The 16,551-nt window shown below is 58.0% G+C and carries 13 protein-coding genes and 1 riboswitch; of the genes, 5 read left to right on the top strand and 8 right to left on the bottom strand.

Annotated features, from left to right (window positions below; genetic code table 11):
• Positions 1-2: 2 nt before the first annotated feature.
• From BMZ81_RS11155 to BMZ81_RS11125, 7 genes are all read right to left on the bottom strand, one after another.
• The gene (locus BMZ81_RS11155) at positions 3-2,249 is read right to left on the bottom strand and encodes a DNA gyrase/topoisomerase IV subunit A (RefSeq protein ID WP_091132075.1); all 2,247 of its coding nucleotides are present in this window, start codon (positions 2,247-2,249) and stop codon (positions 3-5) included.
• Between the two features lie 14 nt (positions 2,250-2,263).
• Positions 2,264-2,665: a hypothetical protein gene (locus tag BMZ81_RS11150; RefSeq protein WP_091132073.1), complete on the bottom strand. Its 402-nt coding sequence runs from the start codon at positions 2,663-2,665 to the stop codon at positions 2,264-2,266.
• A 57-nt stretch (positions 2,666-2,722) separates the two neighbouring features.
• On the bottom strand, positions 2,723-4,576 hold the full coding sequence (locus BMZ81_RS11145; RefSeq protein WP_177187296.1) for a copper amine oxidase N-terminal domain-containing protein: 1,854 nt from the start codon (positions 4,574-4,576) through the stop codon (positions 2,723-2,725).
• Between the two features lie 40 nt (positions 4,577-4,616).
• Positions 4,617-5,495, bottom strand: coding sequence for a GGDEF domain-containing protein (locus tag BMZ81_RS11140; RefSeq protein ID WP_177187295.1), 879 nt, complete (start codon positions 5,493-5,495; stop codon positions 4,617-4,619).
• A 168-nt stretch (positions 5,496-5,663) separates the two neighbouring features.
• The gene (locus BMZ81_RS11135) at positions 5,664-5,915 is read right to left on the bottom strand and encodes a hypothetical protein (RefSeq protein WP_091132065.1); all 252 of its coding nucleotides are present in this window, start codon (positions 5,913-5,915) and stop codon (positions 5,664-5,666) included.
• On the bottom strand, positions 5,912-6,115 hold the full coding sequence (locus BMZ81_RS11130) for a hypothetical protein (protein WP_143072773.1): 204 nt from the start codon (positions 6,113-6,115) through the stop codon (positions 5,912-5,914). The genes BMZ81_RS11135 and BMZ81_RS11130 overlap by 4 nt, the downstream gene beginning before the upstream one ends.
• A 79-nt stretch (positions 6,116-6,194) precedes the next feature.
• Positions 6,195-8,189, bottom strand: a complete 1,995-nt coding sequence (locus BMZ81_RS11125) for a DNA gyrase/topoisomerase IV subunit B (RefSeq protein WP_091132061.1) — start codon at positions 8,187-8,189, stop codon at positions 6,195-6,197.
• 504 nt (positions 8,190-8,693) lie between these two features.
• On the opposite strand from BMZ81_RS11125, the gene BMZ81_RS11120 reads away from it, so the two are divergent.
• The 3 genes from BMZ81_RS11120 to BMZ81_RS11110 all read left to right on the top strand — a co-directional run bounded on the left by BMZ81_RS11120 (position 8,694) and on the right by BMZ81_RS11110 (position 11,269).
• Entirely contained in the window at positions 8,694-9,068 is a 375-nt protein-coding gene (locus BMZ81_RS11120; RefSeq protein WP_091132059.1) for a desulfoferrodoxin family protein, read from the top strand.
• A 138-nt stretch (positions 9,069-9,206) separates the two neighbouring features.
• On the top strand, positions 9,207-9,896 hold the full coding sequence (locus BMZ81_RS11115) for a helix-turn-helix domain-containing protein (RefSeq protein ID WP_347498065.1): 690 nt from the start codon (positions 9,207-9,209) through the stop codon (positions 9,894-9,896).
• Positions 9,897-9,931: 35 nt separating this feature from the next.
• A riboswitch (Fluoride riboswitch) is annotated at positions 9,932-10,004 on the top strand.
• Positions 10,005-10,051: 47 nt separating this feature from the next.
• Positions 10,052-11,269: a cation:proton antiporter gene (locus tag BMZ81_RS11110; protein WP_091132056.1), complete on the top strand. Its 1,218-nt coding sequence runs from the start codon at positions 10,052-10,054 to the stop codon at positions 11,267-11,269.
• Between the two features lie 72 nt (positions 11,270-11,341).
• Here the strand turns inward: BMZ81_RS11110 and spoVAC are convergent, their stop codons facing one another.
• Positions 11,342-11,785 (bottom strand): stage V sporulation protein AC, encoded by a 444-nt coding sequence (gene spoVAC / locus BMZ81_RS11105; protein ID WP_091132053.1) that lies wholly within the window; start codon positions 11,783-11,785, stop codon positions 11,342-11,344.
• A gap of 127 nt (positions 11,786-11,912) precedes the next feature.
• Between spoVAC and hemW the strand changes: the two genes are divergently transcribed.
• Positions 11,913-13,124, top strand: coding sequence for a radical SAM family heme chaperone HemW (gene hemW, locus BMZ81_RS11100; RefSeq protein WP_091132051.1), 1,212 nt, complete (start codon positions 11,913-11,915; stop codon positions 13,122-13,124).
• A gap of 231 nt (positions 13,125-13,355) precedes the next feature.
• On the top strand, positions 13,356-16,439 hold the full coding sequence (locus BMZ81_RS11095; RefSeq protein ID WP_091132048.1) for an S-layer homology domain-containing protein: 3,084 nt from the start codon (positions 13,356-13,358) through the stop codon (positions 16,437-16,439).
• Positions 16,440-16,551: the final 112 nt, after the last annotated feature.

Genomic DNA, 16,551 nt, shown 5'->3' with positions numbered 1-16,551 from the left:
GTCTACTCCAGCAGGCCAAGCTGCTGCTCCTCGGAGTCTTCTTCCCGAACCAGCGCCCCCGCTGCGGGAATGGCCCGCACGCGGTAGCGGGTTTGATGGACGATAGAGGTTTCCTCCGGCGGCATAACCCGGTCCAAATGATATTTGGGCTTCAGGTTCATCACGGCCACGCCCTGCGTTGTGCGGGTGGTTTTCGGTGCCAGAAGCGCCGTGTGGAAAATCAGGCACCGGGGCTCTGTGGAATAAACTGCCAGCTCACAGTCCGCGTCAATGCGGCGGATGCAGCACAGGGGCGCCTTGTCAGAATAGGCGCCGGTGAGCTTGCGGCGGTTGGAGGTAGTCTGATAGGCCTTCAGCTCCACCCGGGCGGCCTTTCCGTTTTCGAAGAAGAACAGCAGTGCTCCGGCGTAGTCCGGACTGGGCAGCACCGCGTAAATGACGGACTCTCCGGCATCCATGCTGAGCTTGGCGGGTAGGTAATCACCCAGAACACTGGCTTTGGCATCGTCAAAGTCACTGAGGCGGGTTTTGTACACCTGGCAGCGATCCGTGAAGAACATGATCTCCGCACTGTTGGTGGTTTCAAAGGTCTGCCGAAGGCCGTCCCCGTCCTTGAACTTCTGCTCTCCGCTCATGCGGAGGGAGGCGGGTGTAATTTTCTTGAAGTAACCCTCCCTGGACAAGAACACATGGACCGGATAATCCTCCACTGCGTCCTCCTCCGTGTAGACTTCGATCTCATGGCTGTAAGCAATGGAGGTGCGGCGTGGCTCGCCGTATTTTTTAGCCACTTCCGACAACTCTCCCACAATGATTTTCCGGACACGCTGGGGGCTTTGCAGAATATCCTCCAGATCCGCAATCTCATCCTGAAGGGCGGCGGTCTCGTTGACCCGCTTGAGAATATATTCTTTGTTGATGTTGCGGAGCTTGATCTCCGCCACATACTCCGCCTGGATCTGATCAATGCCGAAGCCAATCATCAGGTTGGGAATGACTTCGGCCTCCTCCTCCGTCTCCCGGATGATTTTGATGGCCTTGTCGATGTCCAGCAGAATGCGCTTGAGGCCCTTCAGCAGGTGCAGCTTGTCCTGCTTTTTGGCCATGACGAAGTAGGTCCGGCGCCGGACGGACTCCGTGCGCCAGGCGGTCCACTCCTCCAGAATGGAACGGACGCCCAGCACCCGCGGAATTCCGGCGATCAGAACGTTGAAGTTACAGGCGAAGGAGTCCTCCAGAGGCGTCTGCTTATAAAGCTTGGTCATCAGCTTGTCCGGATCCACGCCCCGCTTCAGGTCGATGGCCAGCTTCAGCCCGGAGAGATCCGTCTCATCCCGCATGTCGGCGATCTCCTTGGCGCGGCCGGCCTTGATCAGCTCGGCCACCTTGTCCAGAATTGCCTCCACCGTGGTGGAATAGGGAATCTCGTAAATTTCGATCAGGTTTTCCTCTTTGACATAACGGTATTTCGCCCGGACCCGGACGCTGCCCCGGCCGGTTTCATAGATCTCCCGGAGGGCGGCAGGATCGCAGATCAGCTCGCCGCCGGTTGGAAAGTCCGGGGCCAGCAGCGTTTCCGTCAAGTCGCAGTCCGGGTTTTTCAGAAAGGCGATGGTGCTGTCGCAGACTTCCTTCAGATTAAACCCGCAGAATTGGGAAGCCATGCCCACCGCGATGCCGCTGTTGGCGGACACCAGAATGTTGGGGAAGGTGGTGGGCAGCAGGGCCGGCTCCTTCATGGTGTTGTCGTAGTTGTCCACAAAGTCCACGGTGTCGGCGTCGATGTCCCGGAAGATCTCGCCGCAGATGGCGGTGAGCTTCGCCTCCGTGTATCGGGGAGCGGCCCAGGACATGTCCCGGGAATAGGATTTGCCGAAGTTGCCCTTGGAGTCCACAAAGGGCGTCAGCAGGGCACCATAGCCTTTGGAGAGACGCACCATGGTGTCATAGATGGCGGCATCCCCGTGGGGATTTAAGCGCATGGTCTGGCCCACGATGTTGGCGGACTTGGTCCGTGCCCCCGTCAAAAGCCCCATCTTGTACATGGTGTACAGAAGCTTCCGGTGGGAGGGCTTGAAGCCGTCGATCTCCGGGATGGCCCGGGAGACGATGACGCTCATGGCGTAGGGCATATAGTTGGTCTCCAGGGTGTCGGTGATGGGCTGTTCCACCACCTGGGCGTGGAGGCCCAGGACGTTGGGGTTATTGACTTTGGGTTTGCCCGTCTCGGGCGGTTTCTTCTTTGGCATTTGTGATTGATTCCTTATTTATGAAATAATTTCCCGGCGGGAAGCAAAGGCAGAACGCCCAGCAGGCAGATCAGCGGCAGGCCGAGGATCTGGGTTATCAGAACGAAGTCCCGGTCAAAGGGAATCCACAGGCTCAGCAGCAGCCCCACCGGGCAGACGGCGGCGTTTAAGAGAAAGAGCACGCCCTGCAGCCGGGAAAACCGCGTCTGAACGTCCGCGGGCACACCCCGCTGATCCCAGAGCGGGGCGTGGCCGTCCGACCGCAGGCAGCCCACGCCGAACCAGCAGGAATACACCGTCATCAGGCCGTAGAGCACCGGCATGACGGGAATCTCCCAGGGGAGGTAGTGGCGGAACGCCAGCAGCATGGTCAATCCCAGGAGCAGCCAGGACAGTGCGGCGGTGTTTTGCTTCATCTTCAAAATCTCCTTTTTCGCTCATCCGGGCGGGCAGGGCTTCTTCCAACGGGAAGGTCAGGCTGCAGGCTCCGGAATCGGCGCCACATCGTCACCGCCGTACAGATCCTCATAGGGGTTGACCACCGTTTCGCCGGCCGCGGGGGCGGTGGCGGGCTGCTCGCGGGTTTCGGTGGTGGCGGCAGTGTAGGTCAGATCCAGGTTCAGCTGGTTTTTGATTTTCATCAGCAGTTTCATGTCCACCTTGGCGGCGGAGACGCTGCCGGAGGCATCCACCAGCATTACCGGGTCGCCGTAATAGTAGGAATAGCCGCTGTCCTTTGTCTGGAGCAGCACCTGGAAGGTGGCGCTGCCGGACTGGGCGATTTTTAAATCCAGATCCAGCTTTTCAAACTCGCTGAAATACTCCGCGGAGCCCTCTCCGTACACGGATTCCAGATAAGCGTTGTACGCGTCCTCACCGTAGTGGAGAACACTGTATCCGCCGCTGTCGCGGAAGCAGCCGTCGCCCAAATAGGCGGCTGCCTGGGCCGCGGCCTGTGTGAGATCCCGGTACAGCAGGGCGGGCGTGGTCATGCCGTCGTAATAATAGGAGCCCCAGGAGGACATCTGGCTTACTGCGGTCTCATACAGCATGGCACCCACAGTGGCACCGCCGTCCAGCTCCAGATCCTCCAGCGTCACTGTGGGAATGGAAAACCAGCTGTCGGATGGAATGGAACCCTGGGACAGCAGGGACAAAGCAGGCATCTTCAGATAGAGCATGCCGCCCTCGCCGTCGTAAATCACCTGTATCTTCAGGTTTCGCAGCGTACTGCGCATGGCGGTGATCTCCGCCGCTGTCAGGCCGTCTGTGATTCCGTCGATCTCCATCAGGGCAGCGAGATCCATTTTCGCAGTGAGGTTGAAAGCGGTGCCGCTTTGCAGCAAATCCAGATCCGCGTCCATATGATAGGTTTTGTCGCCGCTGATGGAGTCCAGCATGGTGAGGTTGGCATCCAGTCCCACGGCGGTTTTATAGTTTTTGGAGGCGTCCAGCTCCATGGCCTCCAGCATCCGGTTGAGGACGGTAAAATCCTGGTCCAGCTGCGACACAAGGGCATCCCGCTGCAGCAGCACCGCCGTCTGGAAGGCGGAGTCCCATATAACATCACAGCCCATGGCCTCGGCAAAGGGACGCAGAGGCATGTAGGTGCTGCCGCCTTTCTCATAGCAGGCCGCACCCAGCTCTATGACGGAGGAGGACGCACCGTCAGCGGTGGTGACAGAGATGGTGTCGCTGCCGCTGCGCAGGTGGTAGATGGTGCCGCTCATGGTGCAGATCACTTCTCCGCCCTCATGACTGACGATGCCGCCGAAGGCCTGCAGCACCGGTCCACAGGGAACCATGGTCCGGCCGTCCTTCACCTCGGGCACGGCACCGGAAAACTGGATGTACGTTCCGTCCAGCATCACGCCGATCTGGCCCGGAACCGTGCCCAGGGCCGCTCGGGTCCGGGCAATCAGCGTGGACTGCCGGTAGGCCTGCCACTGCTCGTCCAGCCAGTCCTCCAGCAGGGTATCCCGGAACTGCTCATCCGTGTCCAGCAGCCACTCCTCCATAAATGCCTCTTTGGAATCATAATAATAGGAGAACCAGCAATCGCCGGATTCCCAGTAGGCGTCCGCGTCAAAGGAGGCGATTTGATCCGCCATCGTGGTCTTTTCCCACTGTTCCCGATCCAAGCGTTCCTCCACATCCGCCTGGTAAGCGGTTTCATCGCCGCCGTACATATACGCAATGCACTCCTCGCGGGAGCTGTAGCCATATTCCTGCCATAAGGGTGGGGTCAGATCCTCTGCCGCCAGGGCGGGAATTGCCAGGGAAAGTGCCAGGATCAGGGAAAGTGCCAGTGAAAAAATGCGTTTCATGTTCAAATCCTCCTTATTTGTTTCACGATGTGGGGGTCTATTAAAAGCCGGGGATTGCCTCCTGGCATGTACAGAATTCCACCGGCGCCATGGAAAAGGCCGGCTTGCGGCGTTTTGCATCATAAAGGGCCTGGTCTGCCCGGTGAAAGGCCGGCTCCAGCGCCGCCGTCCCGGCGGACAGATAGGTGCCGCCGAAGCTGCCGGTGACCAAAGGCTTTTCGCACAGTCCGTCAAAAAACGGACGAAGCCGGTCCAACAGGGCAGCCTCCTCCAAAGGAGGAAGCAGCAGCAAAAACTCATCTCCGCCCCAGCGGCCAATGACCTCCGCCTCCGGAAAATGCTCGGTCAGGGCGCTGGAAAAAGCCAGCAGCGCTTCATCTCCCGCCAAATGGCCGCAGTGGTCGTTGATGGCTTTCAACTCGTCCAGGTCGGCCAGGAGCAGCAGGCGGAGTGCCCCCTTTCCTGCTGTCAGTGCCGCCTCCAGCCTGTTCTGCAGCCCGTGGCGGTTGGCCAGCCCGGTGAGGAGATCCAGCTCTGCCTGAATGCGGTACTGTTCCGTGGTGCGGAACATGCTGTCCAAATTGGATACAACACCTACCATCCGCACCGGAACGCCGTTCTCCATAATGGGCGTCACATCAATTTTGCACCATGTGAACGCAGTGTTTCCCGCCCGCATGCGGGCAAAGTAGGAGGCGGGGCGGCCGGCGTAAATCTCTTGAAAAGCGGCGCCGATAGCCTCAGCATCACCCGGATGGGAGAAATACGCCGACACGGCAGCTTGGTATTCTGGAGGGCTCAGGCGGGAAAATGGCTCCAGATCCCGAAGAATCTGCTGGCCGGATTTTCCATAAATGGCCTCTGCATTTTCAAAAAACGTATACCGCTGACCGGGAATATCCACCTCAAAAACGCACATTTGCGCCGCCTGTAAGGCTAAGCTCAAGCGCTGCCGATAGGCGCGAAGACTTTCCAAAACGTGTTGCTCCGGAACCATTGCTTCCCCCTGTCTGCTCCCGCCGCCCTGCCGCGGCAAAAACAAAATCTTTTACAAAACCAACCATCCCTGTCAGGCCAGTAAGAAAACTCAGCGTCTCCAGTTCGCCGCCGGATAATGGCTCGCTTCAACGGAATGCTTACGGTAGCTGTCAAGATACGCACATTCCTTGGCATCGGAGCATTCCTCCCAGCCAATCCACAGATTCTCGTACCCTGCCGCCTGCCAGACCGCCCGACCGCCGCGGTGTGTTTTTCCCTGCCCGTATCCATAACGGATATACTCCCGGATTCGCTTTTTCAGGCTGCCCCTGCGCTGCGCTTTCCCAATGTACAGCGTCACATGGTCGCCGCCGTCCCATTTTTTTGGATTTCCTGAAGCGTTTCCCCCTGATAGGGGCTATCAAACAGATTCACTTTATGCAATGGCAAAAACGCAACCGGCCGCTCTGTCCGAACCGCAACAAGATACACGCCGTTTCCCTCTGGAACCTGGGTGCAGTGCTCTTTTTCCAGTTCCCGGATATACGCGCCATGCTCCATGAACACGCGCCAGCTTTCCGGGCTTATCCAACTTGGCGCTTCCCCTGTGCCGTGCATATCGCTGCCCCATTTCCGCCGATCAAGAGATATCCGCCATCTCCAGATACTTATATCCGTTTTCTGCGATGTGGTCCTTTCGCCCCTGGAGATTGTCCCCCAGCAGAAGGTCAAAGACGGCTGCCGTCCGCTCTACATCCTCCGGCATCACCCGGATGAGGCGTCTGGTGGCCGGGTTCATGGTGGTCAGCCACATCATGTCCGGGTCGTTCTCACCCAGGCCCTTGGAGCGGTCAATTTTGACCTTTTTCCCCTCCAGGGATTTGACAATATCCGTCTTTTCCTTATCGGAGTATGCAAACCAGGTCTTATCGCCGCAGTTGATTTCAAAAAGAGGCGTCTCCGCAATATAGACATACCCCTTCCGGATGAGTGTTGGCGTCAGGCGATAGAGCATGGTGAGGATCAGCGTCCGAATCTGAAAGCCGTCCACATCGCCGTCGGTACAGATGACCACCTTGTTCCAGCGAAGGTTCGTAAGGTCAAAAGCCGCCATGTCCTTTACGTGCTTATTCTGAACCTCTACGCCGCAGCCCAGAACCTTCAGCAGGTCCGTGATAATCTCGCTTTTGAAGATGCGGGCATAGTCCGCCTTGAGACAGTTTAAAATCTTGCCGCGGACCGGCATGATGCCCTGGTACTCCGCGTCCCGGGAGAGCTTGACGCTGCCCAGAGCGGAGTCGCCCTCCACAATATAGATCTCCCGCTTGTCCACGTCCTTGGAGCGGCAGTCCACAAACTTCTGCACCCGGTTGGCAATGTCGATATTGCCGGAGAGCTTCTTTTTGATGTTCAGCCGGGTCTGCTCTGCCTTTTCCCGGCTGCGCTTGTTCAAAAGAACCTGTTCGCCGATTTTTTCTGCGTCAAAGGGGTTTTCGATAAAATAGATCTCCAGGTTGCTGCGGAGAAACTCCGTCATGGCCTCCTGAATGAATTTATTCGTGATGGCCTTTTTCGTCTGGTTTTCATAGCTGGTCTGGGTGGAGAAGTTGTTGGAGACCAGAACCAGGCAATCCTCGATATCCGCCCAGGTAATTTTGCTCTCGCTCTTCTGATACTTCCCCTGGTCCCGGAGATATTTGTCCACCGCGGAGACAAAGGCGGATTTCGTGGCCTTTTCCGGGCTGCCGCCGTGCTCCAGCCAGCTGGAGTTGTGATAGTGCTCAATGACGTTGACCTTGTTGGAAAAGCAGCAGGCCACGCTGAGCTTTACCTTATATTCCGGCTTGTCCGCCCGGTCCCGGCCCTTCTTTTCCGCCTGCCAGAAGGTGGGGACGGTGAGGCCGCCCTCCCCCGCCAGCTCCGCCACGTAGTCCTGAATGCCGTTTTCATAGAGAAACTCCGTCTCCTCAAACTGCCCGGGAGCCGTTTCATCCCGGAAGCGGAAGGTAATGCCCTCATTCACCACCGCCTGCCGTTTCATCACGTCGGTAAAATACGCTGCGGGAATGGCAATGTCGGTGAACACATCCAGATCCGGCAGCCACCGGGTTCGGGTGCCGGTCTTTTTCGCCTGGCTTTTGGGCAGAGGCTTCTTCTCCAGCTCGCCAACAATCTCGCCCCGCTCAAAGTGGAGACTGTATTCAAAACCATCCCGCCAGACGGTGACGTCCATGTAGCGGGAGGCGTATTGGGTGGCGCAGGCGCCCAAACCATTCAGGCCCAGGGAATACTCATAATTGTCGCCTGAGACATTGTCATATTTGCCGCCGGCGTACAGCTCGCAGTACACCAGCTCCCAGTTGTACCGCTGCTCTTTCTCGTTCCAGTCCACCGGGCAGCCCCGGCCCAAGTCTTCCACTTCAATGGAGCGGTCGGCGTACCGGGTGACAGTAATGGTTTTGCCATGGCCTTCCCGGGCCTCGTCAATGGAGTTGGAGAGAATCTCAAACACTGCGTGCTCGCAGCCGTCCAGACCGTCCGAGCCGAAAATGACACCGGGCCGCTTCCGGACCCGGTCTGCGCCCTTCAGGGACGAGATGCTCTCGTTGCCGTAATCGTTCTTTTTGATTGCCATGAACTCCTCCAAAAGGCAGAAACTGCCGTAAAATCAATAAAGGTATTGTATCACACCAGCACGCCCTCTTTCAAGTGTCCCGCCAAAAGCCGGCACATTTCCTGCAAGTTCCCGCACTTTACGCAAACTTCACAAAAATGTTGTTGCGCAAAATTTTGCATAACGGGGGTGTCACCCGGGTAAAACACCTGTATTTCAGGGTTTTACACATTCTCCACAGGATTTTCCACACTGTTATGTCAACTGTGGAATTTCTCAAAAAATACACGATGCACCATGTCCCCTGAAAATTCCGATGCGATCCTGGAAAACAGGGAAAGATCATGGAGAACGGCGGCACCAATTATGACGGCCCTTGTTAACAAGCTGTAAATTTCTCCAAAAATTTTCCATTTGTTGCAAATGCAATCTATAATTACATTTGGGTATGCTAATATATACCTCAGAAGGAAACAACCATCGGCCTTTTGGCCGGACACAGAAAGGATACAGGTGAACGGTATGATGAAGTTTTATATTTGCAGACATTGCGGCAATGTGGTGACCAAGCTGACGTCCTCCGGGGTTCCCGTGAAATGCTGCGGTGAGGATATGCAGCTGCTGGAGGCTGGCGTCACCGACGCGGCGGTGGAAAAGCATGTGCCTGTTGTCACGGTGGAGGGCAGCTTGGTAAAGGTAAATGTGGGATCTGTTACCCATCCCATGACGGCGGAGCACCTGATTCAGTGGGTGGCGCTGGAGATGGAGCAGGGCGCGCAGATTCATTGGCTGCACCCTGAAGAGACTCCAGAGGCGGTGTTTGCCCTGCCGGAAGGCGGGAAAGCCAAGTCGGTGTATGCCTACTGCAATCTCCATGGCCTGTGGAAGGCGGAGCTGTAAAACGGCGCAGAACAGCGGGTGCGAAGAATTCGCACCCGCTGCTTTTTCCCCGCAACCGTCAGTTGCGGGAATGCCAGCCTTTGCTGGTTGTACGCAACCGTTCCTTCTGCTATGATAAGGGCAGAAAGAGGTGAGCGGATGGAACTAAAGGAAGTACTGGTGCGGGAGCGGAAATTCCGGGGACTCAGCCAAGAGGAGCTGGCGGCAAAGATACGGGTATCGCGCCAGGCGGTCAGCAAGTGGGAGACTGGGGATGCGCTGCCGGATTTGCCTCGTCTTCTGGCCTTGGCGGACGCACTGAAGGTTTCACTGGACACGCTGTGCGGCCGGGAGGCGGCCCCTTTGGAGCAGCAGACGGCGCCTGCCGGAAGCGTGCGTGCACGGAGCTGGCCTTGGCGTGGCGTCTGCATTCTTCTGACTGTTTGCCTGCTGGCAGGAGGATTCTGGGTCTGGGTGCACCGGAATGATGTTCCGGCCGAAGAAGCCGCAGCGGAACAAACTACGCTGCCGGAGACCTTTGCCGCCACCGGAGAGCGCTTTTGCGGCGCGGGAGCCGGTCAACTTACCTATCTGTTTACGCCGAGCGTCGCCGGCGAGGACTATACCTATCAGATTACGTTCACTGGCCTGGACGGGCAGGCCCAGACCTTTGACGCACCGTACAGCGGCGGTGTCTGTACGGATACGGTGTATTTGAGTCAGGCGGAGCATTACCAGGTAACGGCGCTGATCAGCGACGGCAGCGGCAGCCGGGCCGCCTTGCTGGCCCGGGATCTGCACTTTGACGAAACGGGGGCGGAATGGACGCCAGCGGAGCAGCCGTCTTGAAAATCTCCTTGCGTTTGGACGCCGGACGTGATATAACTTCCTCCGGGAATGAAGTTCTCCCACGGGCAACCGAAACCGCTTTTTCAAGCTGATGACTTCTGTGATGTTCAGGTCGCAGAAACCATCAGCTTTTTTGTGGTCCAAGGAGGTTTTTTATGCTGACATCACTGGCTCTGATTTTTCTTGTGGGGCTCGCTGCGGCGGCAATCTGTCAAAAAATTCATCTGCCCCGAATTATCGGAATGCTGATCACGGGCATCCTGCTGGGACCCTATGTCCTGAATTTGCTGGACAGCTCCATTCTGCTGGTCTCCGCGGATTTACGGAAGATGGCCCTGGTCATTATTCTCATCAAGGCTGGCCTGTCGCTGAATATTCGGGATTTGAAGGCCGTGGGCCGTCCGGCTCTGATGCTGTCCTGCATTCCAGCCAGTGCGGAGATTCTGGCCTATGTGCTGTTCGCCCCCGACCTGCTGGGCATTACCCGGGTGGAGGCGGCAGTGATGGGCGCCGTACTGGGGGCGGTATCCCCGGCGGTGGTGGTGCCCCGGATGGTGCACCTGATGGAAAACCGCTGGGGCACCCGCAAGCGGATTCCCCAGATGGTGCTGGCGGGTGCATCCATGGATGATGTATTTGTCATCGTCCTGTTTTCCACTTTCACCGGTATGGCCCAGGGCGGCTCTGCCAGTCTGGCGGATTTTGCCGCCATTCCGGTGTCCATTGTGCTGGGTGTGGCTGTGGGCGCTGCGGCGGGGGTTGTACTGGCCTGGTTTTTTGAAACCAGCTATGCCCGGGCCAATCCCATTCGCAACAGCATGAAGGTCATCATCGTGCTGGGTACTGCCTTTTTGCTGATTGCCCTGGAGGCATGGCTGACGGAAAGCGTTCCGGTCTCCGGGCTGCTGGCGGTAATGAGCATGGCCTGCGCACTGCAGCTGAAAAGCGCCCCGCCGGTCTCCCGAAGACTGTCGGAAAAATTTGGCAAGCTGTGGCTGGCGGCGGAGGTCACGCTGTTTGTGCTGGTGGGCGCGGCGGTGGACATCCGCTATACGCTGGAGGCCGGACCCAAAGCGGTTTTGCTGATTTTTCTGGCGCTGGCTGTACGGTCCCTGGGCGTATGCCTCTGTGCGGCGGGTACCTGCCTCAGCCGCCGGGAGCGGCTGTTCTGCGTAATCTCCTATCTCCCAAAGGCAACGGTTCAGGCGGCCATCGGATCTGTGCCGCTGGCCATGGGTCTTCCCTGCGGCAATCTGGTGCTGTCCGTGGCGGTGCTGGCGATTTTAATCACCGCGCCGCTGGGGGCCCTGGGGATGGACGCGTCCTACCGGACGCTGCTGGAACAGGAGCCGGCTGAGGGCGATGGACGGTAAAATGCAAAGACAGAAAAGGAGGCGCGCCCTTTAGGAAGGGCGCGCCTCCTTTTTTGCATGCAGGAAGGGTGTTTACACCAGTCCGAAGAGCTTGAGAATCACCCCGTAGATCACAGAGACCAGTGTTCCGAAGACAATGACCGGCCCTGCCACCAGGAACATTTTGGCGGCCATGCCGGTGATGAAGCCCTCGCTTTTGAAGTCAATGGCCGGTGACACCACGGCGTTGGCAAACCCGGTGATGGGAACCAATGTGCCGGCTCCGCCGAACCGGGCCAGCTTGTTGTACAGGTTCAGCCCCGTCAGCAGGGCGGAGAGAAACACCAGCGAGCAGGAGGTGGCGGTGCCGGCGTCCTCCTTGCCGAGACCCGCGGCGGCCCAGCCGTTTTGAATGAGCTGGCCGAGGACGCAGATAAGTCCGCCGATGACAAAGGCCAGAATCATATTCTTCACGATGGGGGACTTTTTTGCGTGCTGCTGCACATACTGCTGATATTCCTGGGGAGACATATCCATGGAGATTCCTCTTTTCCTGTGTTTTCCCTAGTTTCTCCAAAACCGGAAAACCTTATGCATACCCTTGCAATCCGGCAGGAAAGCAGGTAAACTGGGAGAGAATTTTCCGGCGCTTGGAGGGCCCTTTATGAAACCTGCTGAAAAAAGGCTGGGACTGTATGTCCACATTCCCTTCTGCAAACAAAAATGCGTCTACTGTGATTTTTACTCTCTGCCCCACACGGAGAGCCGCATGGATGCATACACTGCCGCCCTCTGTTCCCATTTGGCGGAGACGGCACCCTTCGCGGCCGGATACCGTGTGGATACAGTTTATTTCGGCGGTGGCACACCCAGCTATCTGGGGGTGAAGCGGCTGGAGAAAATTCTGAAGGTTATTCAAAAAAAGTACCGTGTAGAGCGGGAGGCGGAGATTACCCTGGAGGCCAATCCGGATTCCTCCGGAGACTGGCGGGCGCTTCGGGCGCTGCGCCGCTGTGGCTTCAACCGGATTTCCCTGGGGATGCAGTCTGCTGATGATAAGGAACTGCATGCCATTGGACGGATCCACACCATGGAACAGGTGCATGCCGCTGTGGAGGCAGTTCGAAAGGCTAAGCTGAAGAACCTCTCTCTGGACTTGATTTACGGCCTGCCCCGCCAGACCATGGAGCGGTGGAGAGAGAACCTGGCCGCCGCCGTGGCGCTGGAGCCGGAGCACCTGAGCTGCTATGGACTGAAGGTGGAGGAGGGAACCCCGCTCTTTGCGGTCCGGGAAACTGCCGGCCTTCCGGGGGATGAAGAGCAGGCAGAGATGTATCTGTACGCAGTGGAATTTTTGCGCCGGCATGGGTACGAGCAGTATGAGATTTCCAATTTTGCAAAGCCGGGCTTTGCCTCCCGGCACAATCTCAAGTATTGGACGCTGCAGGAGTATGCGGGATTCGGCCCCGGTGCCCACTCGGACTTCGGCGGTGTGCGGTATGCCTACGCCAGAGATCTGGAGGGATATCTCCGGGGTGTGACGGAACACACACCCATGCTGTCGGAAAACGAGCGCATTCCTCCGTTGGACCGGGATACGGAGTGGGTGATGCTGGGGCTTCGGACGGTACAGGGACTGGAACCGGCGGTGTTTGAACACCGTTTCCGGCGGCGGTTCAGTTGCTTTCTGCCCTTTTTAACTGCGTGTGAAGCTGCCGGATACGCCGTGCAGGAGGAGGGGCGCTGGAATCTGACGCCAAAGGGTTTTTTGGTGTCCAACCAGATCATCGGCGGGATGCTGGACGCGCTGGCGGAGGACAAACGGCGCCGGGCAGAGGCCGCCGCACGGGGCGATTTCCGGGTGGAGCTGGATTGAGAGCGTCTAGGGGAAGCCGGGCGAATCTGCGCCCGGCTTTTTTACTTTCTGAAAGTTTCCCGAGCTGTGGAACCTACATCGGCCGAATAGCGTCTAATAAAAAAGCAACCCTGGAAAATTTCTGTCTTTTTGGAGACATTTGTTTCCATTTTGACATTTACTTTAGGTATGGGGTGTGCTATTGTAAAAGGCGTTATGTAGACCGTTTGTTTGCGCATTTGGAGGCAGTACATGAAAACAATCTTTCAAAAAACGATTTCTTTGCTCCTATCCATGTCCCTGCTGTGCGGCGTCAGCCTGACAGCGGCGGCGTCAGACGCCCTGGGGGAGGATCTGACTGCCAGAGATACCCTGTTAAACCAGGAGACGGAGCTTTCCACCAACGTATTTTGGAGCAGTACCTATTCCGATCTCCGAACGGAGAATCTCATTACATATGCCCCCAATGAGGATGTGACGCCCATTGTCACCTATGGCAATGCGCTGACGGACCGCAGCACGATTTCTTCCATGGCCAAGACCCTGGAGAGTCAGGGTTACCGGGTGGTGGCCGGGATCAACGGCGACTTTTACAACGTGGGGACCGGCCTGCCCATCGGGCTTGTCATTTCCGGGGGCCAGCTGCGCAGCAGTGACGGCGGCTATTATGCCATCGGCTTCCGGGCTGACGGCACCGCCGTTCTGGGAAAGCCGGCGGTAAAGGTGACCGCTGACTTGGGCTATACCGTGACCGACGGCTACGGCGGAACCACAGCGGTGGCCCGGCAGCTTACCGGCGTCAATAAAGCGCGGGTTTCCACCGGCGGTATCTATCTCTATACGTATGACTTCAATGCCAAGCATACCACCGGCAACACAGAGGCGGGTGTGGATGTGATCTGCACCATCGAAGACGGCAGCCTCTCCATCGGAGACACATTGACTGCGACGGTGGATCGGATTGTGGAGGCCGCGGCTGCCACCACCATCGGGCCGGATCAGGTGGTGCTGTCTGCAAACCTGCAGTCCAACAGCTACCATTTGGATGCGCTGCGGAATATTCCGGTGGGTGCCACCATCACCTTGTCCACGGCCGCGGCCAGCGACGAGTGGAATGATGTGGAATACGCCGTGGGCGCTTTGTATTCTCTGGTGGAATACGGCAGCGTGGCCTCGGGCCTGCAGGCCGGTGTGAATCCCCGCACCGCCGTGGGGCAGAAGGCAGACGGGACTCTGGTGTTTTATACCATCGACGGCCGGAAATCCGGCCACTCCATCGGCGCGTCCCTGACCCAGGTGGCCCAGAGAATGATAGAGCTTGGCTGCGAGACCGCCCTGTGCCTGGACGGCGGCGGATCCACTACCATGGCGGTTACAGAGCCTGACGATGTGTCGGCCAAGACCATCAATACCCCATCCGAGGGCAGTGAGCGGGCAGTTTCAAACCAGATTTTTCTGGTGGCCGACAGTGAGCCCACGGACCGTCTCAGCCATTTCTACGTACAGGCGGACAATCAGTATGTCCTGGCAGGCAGTAAGGTGAATATCACGGCCTCTGCTGTGGACACCAACTTTATTCCCATGGATCGCAGTTATGATTTGGAGGCGGATGACGGGGAGCTGAACGGCAATGTGCTGACCACGCCTGCCTCCGGCGGTGAGATCACCGTCACGGCCGAGGGCGGCGGCAAACGCGGGACGACCACGGTGTGCGCTGTCACAGATCCGGATGCGATTACAGTCCGCAGCAGCAGCGGCACCGTACTCACCAGCCTGAATGTAGCGCCGGGCGCCTCCGCGGCGCTGGTTGCATCTGCCGTATACCGCCACCTGAGTTTGAAAGCAGATCCGGAGGCCTTCACCTGGACCGTCTCCGGCGATGTGGGTACCATTGACCAAAGCGGCATCTTTACCGCCGGAGCGCCTGGCAGCGGATCCATCACGGTCTCCGCCGGCAGCAAGAGCGTGACCATTCCTGTCACGGTGTCTACCCTGGCGCTGAAGACAGTAGAGGATTTCGAGGGCACCAGCACCATCTTCCGCGGCAGCGGCACTGGCATGGACTTCAGCCTGAACCACACGGCTGATTTGGTGAAGATGGGCCGGGGATCCGGCAAGGTGGATTACACGTTGTCTGATTCGCTGGACTACAAGGCCCAGTGGCATGCGGCGGCTCAGACCGACATCAGCGGCCAGGTCTATACCAGCTTGAACCTCTGGGTTTACGGCGACGGATCCGGCAATATTCTGCGCCTGCTGTACAGCGACGGTACCACTGGTACGCTTACCACCGATGTCGCCACGCTGGATTTCACCGGCTGGAAGCAGGTGAGCGTGTCCACTCAGGGCGGCAGCTTTGCCATCCAGGGACTTGAGATCTCCGCCGGTGATCGCGCATATATAGACGACGGGCTGGGCGGTCAGATTACCGCCGCGCCTACCACACCCACCTCCGGTACCATTTATATCGACCAGATCGTAGCATCCTTTGCCGGCACGGTGGACAACGAGGTGCCCGTTATTACGGCAGCGCTGGACAACGCCGCCTGGAGCGTCACTGCAACAGTTTCTGACGCGGTGGACGGTGTGCTGCCTGCTTCCACTGTCTCCGTTTTCTATAATGGCAAGGATGTGACCGGCAGTGCCTCCTATGATGCCTCCACCGGCAAGGTGACCTATGCCCTGCCTGGTCCCGGCGAGACCCATGAGGCCATGCGGGTGACCATCACGGCCAAAGACGGATCCGGCAACATTGGCCGCGCTTCTGTAGATGTGGAGCCTTATGGAGTGGATCACAAGTTTACCGACATCGGCGATTACTGGGGAGCCACTTACGTGGATTTCCTGTATACCTCCAATATCACCACTGGCTATGACGACGGGACCTTCCGGCCAGGGCAGAATATTACCCGTGCCCAGTTCTCCGTGATGCTGTACCGGTATCTGGGCCTGGAGGAGAGCAAGTACGCAGACGTGGCGCTGCCCTTTGCGGACAACAGCGCTATTCCGGCGTATGCGGTGCCGGCGGTCCGGGCGCTGTATACGGAGGGGATTATCAACGGCTCCGCCGGCAAGAACGGAAAGCTGTACTTCAATCCCGGATCCAGCCTGACCCGGGCCCAGGCGGCCACCATGATTGGCCGCACCCAGGAAAAGGGATACGCCACCACGGCGCTGACCTTTACGGACACCGCCTCCATTCCCGCCTATGCCACCTATTATATCCAGACCATGGCGGCACAGGGAATCATCGGCGGCTACACGGACGGCAGCTTCCAACCCCATGCAAATATCACCCGGGGCCAAATGGCGAAGATTCTTTATAACCTGCTTTGATGGCAGTCGAACGGAGGCCGGCGCATTTGCGCCGGCCTCTTCTTAAAAAAAGAGATCGCTTTACGGATTCTTTACCGGCACGGCTTGCTTTTTGGCCGTTCCTGTGGTATGA

Source organism: Oscillibacter sp. PC13 (genome assembly GCF_900115635.1).
Classification (GTDB): domain Bacteria; phylum Bacillota; class Clostridia; order Oscillospirales; family Oscillospiraceae; genus Oscillibacter.
The sequence above is the reverse complement of the archived record's forward strand: the minus strand, read 5'-3'. Positions and strand labels throughout refer to the sequence as shown.